Here is a 13,160-nt window from a genome sequence, read left to right on the forward strand (position 1 = left end):
TACCCGGGCGGCTCGGCGGCGCGCACCACCATACTGGCCGTCGCCCGCAGGCACCCGGCGGCGGGGGATCCAGTACGGGGCAATCCGGCCGAAGTCGGGGCAGCCCTTCACCGAAGCTCCTCTCAAGTCACCCTGTTCACGGGGCCGGTCGGGCGGGCCGCGACATCGTGGCACACATCACAGCGATCGCCATGCCGCCGAGCAGGTAGATCATCTCGGCGGCACCGCCGCCGAAGACCCCGTCGCCTTCCGGGCGTCCGAGGCTGAGCAGCACGACGGCGCCGAGCCAGCCCGCCCCGGGGACCACGATCCCGAGCTGGGTGTCGGTGGCCCGCAGACCGCCGTAGAAGACGGCCGCGGCGGCGAGGAGGGCGAGGATCAACCCGCCGGGGAACCAGGCGTTTTGGACGAACGAGCCCGCGACACCGACGAGGGCGCCGAGGACGAGGAGGACGACGTACCAGACGATGCGGAGGTTCACTCGCCGTCCTCACTCGTGATGCCTGCGAAGAGGTCCGTCTCGCGCACGCCCTCCGGCGCGCCCGGCGTGCCCCTGACCAACTGGTAGTGCTCCGTGGTGAGGATGGGTTGTCCCAGATCGTTCGAGAGCGCGAAGAAGGTTCCCTCGACGGCGATTTGGGTGGCGTGGGCGCGCATCGCGGCGGCCTTGCGGGCCGCCCAGGCGGTCTCGCCGTCGATCTCGGCGGTGATCAGGTCCTCGTCCACCACGCCCGGTACGTCGTCGATGTCCGCGATGCCGGGGAACCCGGCGCCCTCGGCGCGCAGCCGGCCGAACGCGGCCTCGGCGAGCGGACGGGGGACACGGTTCCAGTAGATCTTCGCGATCGTGTGGGCCGGGCCGAGGTCGGGGCGGTAGGCGGCGTCCTCGGCCAGCTCGGCGGCGCGCATGGCGACGCGGTGGGCCTGGATGTGGTCGGGGTGTCCGTAGCCGCCGTCGGGGTCGTAGGTGACCATGACCTGCGGGCGGGTCTCGCGGATGATCTCCACCAGATACGGGGCGGCGGTGTCGACGTCCGTGTTCCAGAAGGCGTTCTCGCGCCGGTTCTGCTCGACGCCCATCATCCCGGAGTCGCGGAAGCGGCCGGGGCCGCCGAGGAAGCGGTGGTCGGTGACGCCCAGCTCCTTCATCGCGTCGGCGAGCTCGCCGACGCGATGGGGTCCGAGCCGGTCCTCCCGGTCGGGCGCGAGGTGGGCGAGCTCGGGCGGGATGACCTCGCCCTCCTCGCCGCGCGTGCAGGTCACGAGCGTGACCTGGGCGCCCTCGGCCGCGTACCTGGCCATGGTGGCGCCGTTGTTGATCGACTCGTCGTCGGGGTGCGCGTGCACCAGGAGCAGACGACGGGCTGGGAGAACCGTCATGGCCCCACCCTACGAGGCGGGCCGGGGACCGCCGGACACCCCCGAGCGCGGGGGCTCAGAACTTGAGGCCGCCGATCATGCCCGCCACGTTCGTGGTGAGCGTGCTGATGGACGGGGCGATGGACGAGCTCGCGAGATAGAACCCGAGGAGCGCGCAGACCGCCGCGTGTCCAGCCTTCAGTCCGGATTTCCGGATCAGCAGGAAGACGACGATCGCCAGCAGCACCACCGCCGAAATCGAGAGTGCCACGGCGGTTCACCTCCACACTTCTTCGGTCGGATATTCGGACGGTCAGGTCGGCGAGCATGTGCCAGGTGTCAGTTCTTCCCTACCCACCCACAGCTACCGATCATAACTATGTGTGGCACCGCATTGATGGTGTACGGAGGCACATGGGGGGCGCACGGCGCTAGTTTCGGTCGTATGACCTCCACGCAACTGCCGTCGTACCCGCTCTCGTTCCCTCGCCAGTACGCCCGGACCCAGCGCTTCACCCTCGGCGCCCCGCGTACGTTCACGGTCTCGCCGGACGGCGAACGCGTCGTGTTCGTCCGCTCGTCGTCCGGGACGGACCGCTCGCACGGACTGTGGGTCCTGGACCTGCCCCGGGACACCGGGCCGCGGGAGCGGCTCGCCGCGGACCCGGAGACGCTGCTCGCGGGCGCGGCCGAGGAGTTGTCGGCCGAGGAGCGGGCGCGGCGGGAGCGGAGCCGTGAGGGGTCGGGCGGGATCGTGGCGTACGCGGTGGACGCGGCCGTGGAGTTGGCCGCTTTCGCGCTGTCGGGGCGGCTGTTCGCGGCGGAGCTGCGGGCGGGGACCGCGCGGGAACTCCCGGTGCCCGGGCCGGTGATCGACCCCCGGCCGTCGCCGGACGGGCGGCTCGTCGCCTATGTGGTGGGCGGCGCGCTGCGGGTGACGGGCGCGGACGGGGAGGGTGACCGGGCGCTCGCGGAGCCGGAGGACGCCCACACGACGTACGGGCTCGCGGAGTTCGTCGCGGCGGAGGAGATGGGCAGGTCGCGGGGGTTCTGGTGGTCGCCCGATTCGGACCGTCTGCTGGTGGCACGCGCCCATGACCGGCCGGTACGACGGTGGTGGATCGCCGATCCCGCGCATCCGGAGCGGGAACCTCAGGTGGTGCCGTATCCGGCGGCGGGGACGCCGAACGCGGAGGTGCGGCTGTACGTGGTGGATCTGGCCGGCGAGCGGACCGAGGTCGAGTGGGACCGGGAACGGTATCCGTATCTGGCCCGGGTGCACTGGTCGGGGGACGGGGCGCCGCTGCTGCTCGTGCAGGCGCGTGACCAGCGGACCCAGCTGCATCTGGCCGTGGACCCGGCGACCGGGGCGACGCGGACGGTGCACGCGGACGAGGACCCGGTGTGGCTGGAGCTGCTGCCGGGGGTGCCGGCGTGGGCTCCGGGCGGACGTCTCGTACGGATCGAAGATCAAGCGCGCGAAGCGCATCCGCAGAAGGGTGGCGGTGGGCGACGGGCGGGCGAGGGCGGGGCGCGCGTGCTCGCGGTCGGGGACCGGGCGCTGACGGGTGCGGCACTGCAGCTCAGAAGCGTGCTCGACATCGGGGAGGACGACGTCCTGGTGTCGGCCTCGGCGGGTGAGGAGCGGACGGAGCCGGAGACCGGCGAGATCCATGTGTACCGGGTGAGCGAGCGGGGCGTGGAGCGCGTCTCGGAGGGCGTAGGGGTGCACTCGGCGGTGCGCGGCGGAGGGGTGACGGTGCTGGTCTCGGCCCGGCCGGACGCGCCGGGGAGTGTGGCGCGGGTGCTGCGGGACGGCGAGCAGGTGGCGGTGGTCGGCTCCCACGCGGAGACGCCGGTGCTGTCGGCGGGCGTGCGACTCGTCGAGGGGGGCGCACGGCGGATTCCGTGCGCCGTGCTGCTCCCTTCCGGGTACGCGGAGGGCGACGGGCCTCTTCCGGTGCTGATGGATCCGTACGGCGGTCCGCACGGCCAGCGGGTGGTCGCCGCGCACAACCCGCACCTGACGTCGCAGTGGTTCGCCGACCAGGGCTTCGCCGTGATCGTCGCGGACGGGCGGGGTACGCCGGGCCGGTCACCGGCGTGGGAGAAGGCGATCAAGAACGATCTGACGCCGACTCTCGACGACCAGATCGAGGCGCTGCACGCGCTGGCGAAGGACTTCCCGCTCGATCTGGACCGGGTGGCGATCCGGGGCTGGTCGTACGGCGGTTATCTCGCCGCGCTCGGCGTGCTGCGGCGGCCCGACGTCTTCCACGCGGCGGTCGCGGGGGCACCGGTGACGGACTTCCGGCTGTACGACACCCACTACACCGAGCGGTACCTCGGGACACCGCAGGAGAGCCCGGAGGTGTACGCGGCGAACTCGCTGGTGACCGACGACGGTCTGTCGGCGCCGGAGGAGCCGGCCCGGCCGATGATGATCATTCACGGCCTCGCCGATGACAATGTGGTGGTGGCCCACACACTGCGGCTCTCCTCGGCGCTGCTCGCGGCGGGGCGGCCCCACGAGGTACTGCCGCTGACGGGCGTCACCCACATCACCCCGCAGGAACAGGTGGCGGAGAACCTGCTGCTGCTTCAGGTGGACTTCCTCAAGCGCGCGCTGGGCCTCGACCGCTAGTCGAGCTCACCAGCCGGGCGGACGGGGGTGCGGCGGGGCGGGCGGCAGCGCGGCCACCGGGTGACGGCCCGTGGCGTGGGGTGCGCCGCGCACGGAGCACAGGACGAGCACGGCGGCCCCCGCGAGCAGCCCGTACGCCGAGGTGGCGAGGGCGAGCCGGCCGTCGCCGTCCAGCGCGGCGAGGTGCTCGCCCCAGCCGAACCGTAAGGCGGCACAGACCCCGGCGAACCCCCAGCCCGTCAGGAGCAGCCCGGCGAGCAGGCCGAGGGGCCGGGCGTGCGGGGCGCGGGCGAAGGCGCTGCCGGCGGCCGTCAGAAAAAGAACGGCGAGCATGACGTTCAGCCAGGCCGGGGGAACCGCGAGCGCGGGCAGGAGGAGCGAGCGGCCACCGGTGAACCGGTCGACGGTCGCCTCGACCGGCAACGCCCGCCCCCAGTGCACCTCCCAGGCTGCCCAGGCGACCCCGGCCCCGGCGCACAGGACCCCGGCAGCGAGCGCGGGGCCCGTACGGGGCCTGGCGGGAGGGAGGTCGTCCGCCGGGCGGCGGCCCGCGACGGCGGTGACGACGAGACCGGCGGCGAGGGCGAGCGTGAGGAGGGTCGTGACGAGCGCCTCGACGCCGGTGGCCCAGAGACCGGGCAGCCGCAGGGCGAGCGTGACGGCGCCTGCCGTGGCGAGCGCGGGGGCGGCGAGCGACGAGCGGAGCGCGGCGATCGCGGTGGCCGCGTAGGCGACGAGCAGGAGCGGGTCGAGCAGGGAGGTGGCGGACCTGCTCCGGAGCAGGAAGGTGGGGTCCCCGGCCCAGTACCAGCCGAGTTCGGCGGGTGAGCCGAAGGCCGCGAGGTCCCGCAGGAGCCAGACGACGATGACGAGCGCGAGCGCGCCGCACAGCGCGGCGCCGGTGAGACGTGCCGGTCGTGTCACTGTCACGGAGCCGATACTCACCGCTACCACGGACCGAAACAAGCGGTTCCGCATATTCGACCGGCAAGTCGAGGGTGGTGGCGGCCGGCCGGGGCGACATGGCGCGCTCCGGCCGGCCTACGGCACCCGCACGGCCGTACGCTGTCGAGCTTGGCGCGTTCGTATATCGGATCCGGGTCGGTCAAGTTGCCTGTGCGTTAACACGTTTGACGATGATTTGCTCGGACATGCGCCCGCTACTTGGCGCCTCCCGGCCCCTCCCGCCCCTCCTCCGTCGGGACCACGTGCTTCTCCTCCGCGAAGTGGCACGCCGAGTCGTGCTTCGCCGGGGTGTCCGTGAGCCGGAAGACCGCCGGGACCGCCAGCGCCGGGACTTCGAGCGCGCAGCGCTCCTGCGCCTTCCAGCAGCGGGTGCGGAAGCGGCAGCCGGAGGGGATGTTGGCGGGCGAGGGCACGTCGCCGCTGAGGATGATCCGCTCGCGGTGCGCCCGCGCGTCCGGGTCGGGCACCGGGACCGCCGACAGCAGGGCCTGGGTGTAGGGGTGCGTGGGGTGGTCGTAGATCTCGCTGTCGGTGCCGATCTCGACGATCCGGCCCAGGTACATGACGCCGACACGGTCGGAGATGTGGCGGACGATGGACAGGTCGTGGGCGATGAAGACGTAACTGAGCGAGAACTCGCTCTGGAGCTTCTCCAGGAGGTTGACGACCTGGGCCTGGACGGAGACGTCGAGGGCCGAGACCGGCTCGTCCGCAACGATGATCTCCGGCTGGAGCGCGAGGCCGCGCGCGATGCCGATGCGCTGCCGCTGGCCGCCGGAGAACTGGTGCGGATAGCGGTTGATGTACTCCGGGTTGAGGCCGACGACGTCGAGGAGGTCCTGGACCTTCCGCCGCCGGTCGCCCTTCGGGGCGACCTCGGGATGGATCTCGTACGGCTCCCCGATGATGTCACCGACCGTCATCCGGGGGTTGAGCGAGGTGTACGGGTCCTGGAAGACCATCTGGATGTTGCGGCGGACGGCCCGCAGGGCGCGCGGCGACAGCGCGGCGATGTCCTCGCCCTTGTAGCGGATCGTTCCGGAGGTCGGGCGCTCCAGGTTGACCAGCATCTTCGCGACGGTCGACTTGCCGCAGCCGGACTCGCCCACGATGCCGAGGGTCTCCCCCGCCGCCAGGTCGAAGTCGACGCCGTCGACGGCCTTGACCGCGCCGACCTGCTTCTTGAACACGACGCCCCGGGTCAGCGGGTAGTGCTTGTACAGGTCGCGGACCTGGAGAATCGGCTCAGCCACGGAGGGCCTCCTGCCAGAAGTGGCACGCGCTGCGGCGTTCCTCCGACACTTCGTACAACGGCGGCTCGTCGGTGCGGCAGACGTCCCTGGCCAGGGGGCAGCGCGGGTTGAAGGCGCAGCCGGGCGGGATGGCCAGCAGGTTCGGGGGCAGGCCCTTGATCGCGTACAGCTCCTGGCCCTTCTGGTCCAGGCGCGGGATCGAGTCGAGCAGGCCCCGGGTGTAGGGGTGGGCGGGTGCCTTGTAGATCTCGTGGACGGGCGCGGTCTCGACGATCCGGCCCGCGTACATCACGGCGATCCTGTCGGCGACGTCGGCGACGACGCCGAGGTCGTGGGTGATGAGGATGAGGCCCATGTCGAGTTCGCGCTGGAGCTCGGCGAGGAGGTCCATGACCTGGGCCTGGACGGTGACGTCGAGGGCGGTCGTCGGCTCGTCCGCGATGATCAGGTCGGGCTCGAGGGAGAGCGCCATCGCGATCATGATGCGCTGGCGCATACCGCCGGAGAACTGGTGCGGATACTGCCCGACGCGCTCCTTGGCGGCCGGGATGCGGACCCGGTCCATCAGCTCGACGGCCTTGGCCCGGGAGTCCTTGCGGGACATGCCCTGGTGGACCTGGAACATCTCGCCGAGCTGGTCCCCGACGCTGATCACGGGGTTGAGGGAGGACAGCGCGTCCTGGAAGATCATCGCCATCTTCGCGCCCCGGACCTGGCGCCGCTCCTCCTCCTTGAGCGTCAGCAGGTCCCGGCCCTGGAAGAGGATCTCGCCGCCGGTGATCCTGCCCGGCGGGATGTCGAGGATGCCCATGACGGCCTGGGCGGTGACGGACTTGCCGGAGCCGGACTCGCCGAGGACGGCCAGGGTCTCGCCCGCGTCGACCGAGTAGCTGACCCCGTTGACCGCCTTGGCCACGCCGTCCCGGGTGTGGAACTCCACGTGCAGATCGCGCACTTCGAGCAGCATGGGCGCCTACCTCAGCTTCGGGTCGAGGGCGTCGCGCACCGCGTCGCCGAGCATGATGAACGCGAGCACGGTGATCGCGAGCGCGCCTGCGGGCCAGAGCAGCATGTGCGGGGCGTTGCGGATGTACTGCGAGGCCGAGGAGATGTCGATGCCCCAGGAGACGGTGGGGGGCTTCAGCCCGACGCCGAGGTACGACAGGGTCGCTTCGAGCGAGATGTACGTGCCGAGGGCGATGGTCGCCACGACGATGACCGGTGCGACGGCGTTGGGCGCGATGTGCCGGAGCAGCATGCGGGAGTTGGAGGCGCCGAGCGCCCGGGCCGCCTGCACGTAGTCGTTCTGCTTGGCGGTGATGACCGAGCCGCGGGCGATGCGGGAGATCTGCGGCCAGCCCAGCAGCACCATGAAGCCGATGACGGGCCAGATGGTGGCGCTGGTGACGACCGAGAGCAGGACGAGGCCGCCGAGGACGACCGGGATGGCGAAGAAGACGTCGGTGATCCGCGAGAGGACCGCGTCCCAGCCGCCGCCGAAGAAGCCGGCGAGGCCGCCGAGGAGGGAGCCGAGGATCGCGACGCCGAGGGTGGCGAGGACGCCGACGGCGACGGAGGTCCGGGCGCCGTAGACCGTACGGGTGTACACGTCGCAGCCCTGGCCGTTGAAGCCGAAGGGGTGGCCGGGCTGGGAGCCCTCCTGGGCCTTCGACAGGTCGCACTGGAGGGGGTCGCCGCTCGCGATGAGGGACGGCCAGATGGCGATGACCACGAGGAAGAGGATGATCAGGCCCGAGACGATGAAGATCGGGTTGCGCCGCAGGTCGTGCCAGGCGTCGGACCAGAGCGAGCGGGGCTTGCCGGCCGGGCCGGTGCCCTGCGGGCCGCCGGGCGTCTTCTCCAGCGAGGCGCCCTCCTCCATGGCGAGGTCCGTGGCGCCGCCCGCCCCCGTGTGGTCGATGGCGCGCCCGTCGTCGAACGGCTCAGGATGCTCAGGCATAGCGGATCCTCGGGTCAAGGACGGCGTACAGGAGGTCGACGAGGAGGTTGGCCAGCAGGAAGACGATGACGAGGACGGTCACGAAGCCGACGACGGTCTGGGTGTTCTGCCGGACGATGCCCTGGTAGAGCTGGTAGCCGACGCCGTGGATGTTGAAGATCCGCTCGGTGACGATCGCGCCGCCCATCAACGCGCCGATGTCGGCGCCGATGAAGGTCACCACGGGGATGAGGCTGTTGCGCAGCAGGTGGCGCGTGATGACCCGGCGGCGCGGCAGGCCCTTGGCGACGGCGGTACGGACGTAGTCGGCGCGTTTGTTCTCCGCGATCGAGGTCCGGGTGAGCCGGGTGACGTACGCGAGGGAGACGGAGGCGAGGACGAGGCCGGGGACGATCAGCTCGTCGAAGGTGGCCTCGGAGGAGACGGCGGGCTTGATCCAGCCCCACTTCACGCCGAGGAGGAGCTGGAGCAGCAGACCGGTGACGAAGGTCGGGATCGAGATGACGACCAGCGTCAGCAGCAGGACGGTGGTGTCGACGGGGCGGCCGCGCCGCAGGCCCGTCAGGACGCCGAGGCTGATGCCGATGACGATCTCGAAGAGGATCGCCACGACGGTGAGCCGGATGGTGACCGGGAAGGCGCTGCCCATCAGCTCGGTGACCGGTTGGCCGTTGAAGGCCGTACCGAAGTCGCCGGTGAAGAGGTTGCCCATGTAGGTCAGGTATTGCTGCCAGACGGGCTTGTCGAGGCCGAACTCCTTCTCCAGCTGGGCGGCGGTCGCGGGATCGCAGGCGCGGTCGCCGCAGAGGCCCGCGATGGGGTCGCCCATCACGTTCACCATCAGGAAGATCAGCAGGGTGGCGCCGATGAAGACCGGGATCATCTGCAGCAGACGCCGGATCACATAACGACCCATGAGGTGCTCCGGGGGTGTGGGGTAGGCGTACGGCCCGGCGCCTGGGGGAACGCCGGGCCGGGCCGTACGCCGACGCGCTGCGTCAGTTGACCTTGATCTGGTCGTAGACCGGGACGCTGAAGGGGTTGAGCATCACGCCGGAGACGCGCTCCGAGTAGCCCGCGCTGCCGTTCTGGTACCAGAGCGGGATCGCGCCCATGTCGTCACGGAGGACCTCCTCGGCCCGCTGGAAGGTCTCGACGGCCTTGCCGATGTCGGACTCGGCGTTGGCCTGGTCGACGAGCTTGTCGAACTCGGGGTCCGTGTACTTGCCGTCGTTGGACGAGGCGTTCGTGTAGTACAGCGGCTGCAGGAAGTTCTGGATGAGGGGGTAGTCCATCTGCCAGCCGGCCCGGAAGGGGCCGGGCATCTTCTGCGTGGAGACCTGGCTGCGGTAGTCGGCGAAGGTGCCGATCGGGTTGCCGACGCAGGCCCGGTTGTTGCCCAGCGCGTTGTTGATGGAGTTGCAGACGGCGTCGACCCATTCCTTGTGGGAGCCGGTGTCGGCGTTGTACGAGATCCTCATCGTGCCGCCGGGGATGCCGCCGCCCTCGGCGACGAGCTTCTTCGCCTCTGCGGCGTCGTACTTGCAGAAGTCGCCGCAGATGTCCTTGAAGCCGCCCTCCTCGCCGAGGACCGGGGAGGTCCAGTCGACGGCCGGCGTGCGGGTCTTCTGGAAGATCGTGTCGGTGATCTGCTTGCGGTTGATCGCCCGGGAGATGCCCTGGCGGAGCTTCTCCTGACCGGGCTTGTTCCACGCGGGGTCGTAGAACGGGAAGCCGAGGGTCTGGATGATGCCGGCCGGTTCGTTGATGTACCGGTCGCCGAGGTCCGCCTCGACGTTCTTGAGCTGGGAGGCCGGCACGTCGTCGACGAGGTCGAGGTTGCCGGCGGTCAGGTCGGTGTAGGCGGTGTTGTTGTCGGTGTAGACCTTGAGGGTCACGCCACCGTTCTGCGCCTTGTCCGTGCCGGGATAGCCGTCCCAGCGCTTCAGCTCCATCTGGGAGCCCTTGGCGTACGAGTCGACCGTGTACGGGCCGTTGCCGACGGGCTTGTTCAGCCAGCCGGCGTGGTCGTCGAAGAAGGCCTTCGGGAGCGGGGAGAAGGCGGCGTAGCCGAGGGTGTCGGGCCAGGTGGAGAACTTCTGGGTGAGCTTGACGGTGAAGGTCCTGGGGTCGACGACCTTGAGGCCCGACATGGTCTCGGAGGTCGGCTCACCCTTCTCGGGGTGGACCTGGTCGTAGCCCTCGATCTGGCCGAAGAAGGAGGAGTTCTTCTGATTGTTCTTCAGGTGGGCGCCGTAGTTCCAGGCGTCCACGAAGGAGTTCGCGGTGACCGGCTCGCCGTTGGAGAAGGTCCAGCCGTCCTTGACCGTGATGGTGAAGTTGGTGGAGTCCGTGGTCTCGATCTTCTCGGCGAGCATGTCCTTGGCCGCGCCGGTCTTCGGGTCGTACTGCTTGAGCCCCCGGAAGATCATGGCGAGGACCTTGCCGCCCTGGACCTCGTTGGTGTTCGCCGGCTCCAGCGGGTTCTGCGGGTCGCCCCACGAGGAGCTCACGATGCCGTCCGCGCCACCACCGCCTCCGCCGTCGTCTCCGCCGCCGCATGCCGTGGCCGTGAGGGCGACGGCGGCGGCCAGTGCGGCCCACCTGGCGTGCGTGGCTCCGCGCATGAGGTTCCTCCCGAGGATCCTGGGTCTCTACTGAGAGCCCCAATATCACCCGCATTCGGAGGGTATGCACCTTTACGACACCCGGAAGAACAGATGCGCGAGGGCGCCCCGGCCGTCATGGCCGGGGCGCCCTCGTGGACGGCTGACGGTGCTACACCGCGTGGACGACGTCCTTCTCCTCGGCGAAGTGGCACGCCGACTCGTGCGCGGCCGGGGTGTCCAGACCCTGGAAACGCTCGGGGATCGCAAGGAGCGGGACCTCCGTGGAGCACTTCTCCTCGGCCTTCCAGCACCGGGTGCGGAAGCGGCAGCCCGACGGCGGGTTGGCCGGCGAGGGGACGTCACCGGTGAGGATGATCCGCTCGCGGCCCTCACGGGCGTCCGGGTCCGGAACGGGGACCGCCGAGAGCAGCGCCTGGGTGTAGGGGTGCGTCGGGTGGTCGTAGATCTGCGCGTCCGTACCGATCTCGGCCATCTTGCCGAGGTACATCACGCCGACCCGGTCCGAGATGTGCCGGACGATCGACAGGTCGTGGGCGATGAAGACGTAGGAGAGGTTGAACTCGTCCTGCAGCTTCTCCATCAGGTTGATGACCTGCGCCTGGACGGAGACGTCCAGGGCGGAGACCGGCTCGTCGCAGATGATGATCTCGGGGTTGAGCGCGAGGCCCCGGGCGATGCCGATGCGCTGGCGCTGACCGCCGGAGAACTGGTGCGGGTAGCGGTTGATGTACTCGGGGTTCAGACCGACCACATCGAGCAGATCCTGCACCCTGCGGCGCCGGTCACCCTTCGGGGCCACCTCGGGGTGGATGTCGAAGGGCTCGCCGATGATGTCGCCGACCGTCATACGCGGGTTCAGCGAGGTGTACGGGTCCTGGAACACCATCTGGATGTTCCGGCGGACGGCCTTCAGCGCGCGGCCGGACAGCTTGGTGATGTCCTGGCCCTTGTAGAAGACCTCGCCGGCGGTGGCCCGCTCCAGGGTCATGAGCAGCTTGGCGACCGTGGACTTGCCACAGCCGGACTCGCCCACGATGCCGAGGGTCTCGCCCTGGTAGAGGTCGAAGGAGACCCCGTCCACGGCCTTGACCGCGCCGACCTGCTTCTTGAACAGGATGCCCTGGGTCAGCGGGAAGTGCTTGACCAGGTTGCGCACCTGCAGGATCGGCTCACCGCGCTCGACCGGCGCGTCGAGGGCGGCCACGGCCTCCGCCTCGCCGGCGACCTCTGCCTCGTGCACCTCGGTGACGTTCGGAGTCGCGTCCGCGGCGTCGTCCTTCTTGCTGAGCTCAGCCATGGATCGTCTCCTTCCAGAAGTGGCAGGCGCTGCCGCGACCGGGCAGCTCCGTGCCGTCCTGCTCGGTGACCGGCGCGAGCGCCGGGATCTCCGTGCGGCAGATGTCGTCGGCCTTGGGGCAGCGCGGGTTGAAGGCGCAGCCGGTGGGCACCCGGAGCAGGTTGGGCGGCAGGCCCTTGATCGCGTACAGCTCCTGGCCCTTCTGGTCCAGGCGCGGGATCGAGTCGAGCAGACCCCGGGTGTACGGGTGGGCCGGACGCTTGTACAGCTCGTGGACGGGGGCGGTCTCGACGATCCGGCCCGCGTACATGACCGCGATCTTGTCCGCGACGTCGGCGACGACGCCGAGGTCGTGGGTGATCAGGATCAGGCCCATGTTGTACTCGCGCTGGAGCTCCGCGAGCAGGTCCATGACCTGGGCCTGGACGGTCACGTCGAGCGCCGTGGTGGGCTCGTCCGCGATGATCAGGTCGGGCTCCAGGGCGAGCGCCATCGCGATCATGATGCGCTGGCGCATACCGCCGGAGAACTGGTGGGGGTAGTCGTTCACCCGGGCCGAGGCGGCCGGGATCTTGACCTTGTCCATCAGCTCGATGGCCTTGGCCTTGGCCTCCTTCTTGGAGAGGCCGTGGTGCACCCGGAACATCTCGCCGAGCTGGTAGCCGACGGAGAGGACCGGGTTGAGGGAGGACAGCGCGTCCTGGAAGATCATCGCGATCTTCCGGCCGCGGATCTTCCGGCGCTCCTCGCCGGACATCTTGAGCATGTCCTCGCCGCGGAAGAAGATCTCACCCTTGGGGATCTTGCCGGGCGGCATGTCGAGGATGCCCATGACGGCCTGCGCGGTGACGGACTTGCCGGACCCGGACTCGCCGAGCACGGCGAGCGTCTCGCCCGCGTTCACGCTGTAGTTGACACCGTTGACCGCCTTGGCCACACCGTCGCGGGTGTGGAACTCCACGTGCAGGTCACGGACTTCGAGCAGCGGGCCGGTGTGCTCGTCGCCGCCGCGCGGGGCGGGGACGCTCGCGGTCTTGTCGATAGTGCTCAC

At 70.3% G+C, this 13,160-nt stretch carries 12 protein-coding genes; 1 reads left to right on the plus strand and 11 read right to left on the minus strand.

The genetic code is table 11. The features are described 5' to 3' along the window. Positions 1 to 136 precede the first annotated feature (136 nt). The 3 genes from ACWF79_RS08455 to ACWF79_RS08465 are packed head-to-tail and all read right to left on the minus strand — an operon-like array spanning position 137 to position 1,630. Positions 137 to 481: a DUF6113 family protein gene (locus tag ACWF79_RS08455; RefSeq protein WP_453727277.1), complete on the minus strand. Its 345-nt coding sequence runs from the start codon at positions 479 to 481 to the stop codon at positions 137 to 139. Next, positions 478 to 1,380 carry an N-acetyl-1-D-myo-inositol-2-amino-2-deoxy-alpha-D-glucopyranoside deacetylase gene (gene mshB, locus ACWF79_RS08460; RefSeq protein WP_453727278.1) on the minus strand — a complete coding sequence of 301 codons (903 nt, stop codon included), beginning with the start codon at positions 1,378 to 1,380 and terminating at the stop codon, positions 478 to 480. Before mshB ends, ACWF79_RS08455 begins: the two co-directional genes overlap by 4 nt. Before the next feature lie 55 nt (positions 1,381 to 1,435). Beyond that, on the minus strand, positions 1,436 to 1,630 hold the full coding sequence (locus ACWF79_RS08465; RefSeq protein WP_137993529.1) for a hypothetical protein: 195 nt from the start codon (positions 1,628 to 1,630) through the stop codon (positions 1,436 to 1,438). A 174-nt stretch (positions 1,631 to 1,804) separates the two neighbouring features. Between ACWF79_RS08465 and ACWF79_RS08470 the strand changes: the two genes are divergently transcribed. Further along, entirely contained in the window at positions 1,805 to 4,003 is a 2,199-nt protein-coding gene (locus tag ACWF79_RS08470; protein WP_453727279.1) for a prolyl oligopeptidase family serine peptidase, read from the plus strand. A 6-nt stretch (positions 4,004 to 4,009) separates the two neighbouring features. On the opposite strand, the gene ACWF79_RS08475 is transcribed toward ACWF79_RS08470, so the two are convergent. From ACWF79_RS08475 to ACWF79_RS08510, 8 genes are all read right to left on the minus strand, one after another. Continuing rightward, complete coding sequence (locus ACWF79_RS08475) at positions 4,010 to 4,933, minus strand: hypothetical protein (RefSeq protein ID WP_453727280.1); 924 nt, start codon at positions 4,931 to 4,933, stop codon at positions 4,010 to 4,012. Between the two features lie 230 nt (positions 4,934 to 5,163). Then, entirely contained in the window at positions 5,164 to 6,222 is a 1,059-nt protein-coding gene (locus ACWF79_RS08480) for an ABC transporter ATP-binding protein (RefSeq protein ID WP_453727281.1), read from the minus strand. Next, on the minus strand, positions 6,215 to 7,189 hold the full coding sequence (locus ACWF79_RS08485) for an ABC transporter ATP-binding protein (RefSeq protein WP_453727282.1): 975 nt from the start codon (positions 7,187 to 7,189) through the stop codon (positions 6,215 to 6,217). The genes ACWF79_RS08480 and ACWF79_RS08485 overlap by 8 nt, the downstream gene beginning before the upstream one ends. 6 nt (positions 7,190 to 7,195) lie before the next feature. Then, on the minus strand, positions 7,196 to 8,182 hold the full coding sequence (locus ACWF79_RS08490) for an ABC transporter permease (RefSeq protein WP_453727283.1): 987 nt from the start codon (positions 8,180 to 8,182) through the stop codon (positions 7,196 to 7,198). Further along, positions 8,175 to 9,098, minus strand: a complete 924-nt coding sequence (locus ACWF79_RS08495) for an ABC transporter permease (protein ID WP_453727284.1) — start codon at positions 9,096 to 9,098, stop codon at positions 8,175 to 8,177. The genes ACWF79_RS08490 and ACWF79_RS08495 overlap by 8 nt, the downstream gene beginning before the upstream one ends. Positions 9,099 to 9,180: 82 nt before the next feature. Beyond that, positions 9,181 to 10,809 (minus strand): peptide ABC transporter substrate-binding protein, encoded by a 1,629-nt coding sequence (locus tag ACWF79_RS08500; RefSeq protein ID WP_453727285.1) that lies wholly within the window; start codon positions 10,807 to 10,809, stop codon positions 9,181 to 9,183. 151 nt (positions 10,810 to 10,960) lie between these two features. Then, complete coding sequence (locus tag ACWF79_RS08505) at positions 10,961 to 12,109, minus strand: ABC transporter ATP-binding protein (protein ID WP_453727286.1); 1,149 nt, start codon at positions 12,107 to 12,109, stop codon at positions 10,961 to 10,963. Beyond that, complete coding sequence (locus ACWF79_RS08510; protein ID WP_453727287.1) at positions 12,102 to 13,160, minus strand: ABC transporter ATP-binding protein; 1,059 nt, start codon at positions 13,158 to 13,160, stop codon at positions 12,102 to 12,104. Before ACWF79_RS08510 ends, ACWF79_RS08505 begins: the two co-directional genes overlap by 8 nt.

The organism is Streptomyces sp. NPDC054975, from assembly GCF_053609105.1.

Bases quoted from the DNA above. Each gene is read 5' to 3' on its own strand.
- mshB (WP_453727278.1), bottom strand. From the start codon at position 1,380: ATGACGGTTCTCCCAGCCCGTCGTCTGCTCCTGGTGCACGCGCACCCC.
- ACWF79_RS08470 (WP_453727279.1), top strand. From the start codon at position 1,805: ATGACCTCCACGCAACTGCCGTCGTACCCGCTCTCGTTCCCTCGCCAG.
- ACWF79_RS08485 (WP_453727282.1), bottom strand. From the start codon at position 7,189: ATGCTGCTCGAAGTGCGCGATCTGCACGTGGAGTTCCACACCCGGGAC.
- ACWF79_RS08490 (WP_453727283.1), bottom strand. From the start codon at position 8,182: ATGCCTGAGCATCCTGAGCCGTTCGACGACGGGCGCGCCATCGACCAC.
- ACWF79_RS08495 (WP_453727284.1), bottom strand. From the start codon at position 9,098: ATGGGTCGTTATGTGATCCGGCGTCTGCTGCAGATGATCCCGGTCTTC.
- ACWF79_RS08500 (WP_453727285.1), bottom strand. From the start codon at position 10,809: ATGCGCGGAGCCACGCACGCCAGGTGGGCCGCACTGGCCGCCGCCGTC.
- ACWF79_RS08505 (WP_453727286.1), bottom strand. From the start codon at position 12,109: ATGGCTGAGCTCAGCAAGAAGGACGACGCCGCGGACGCGACTCCGAAC.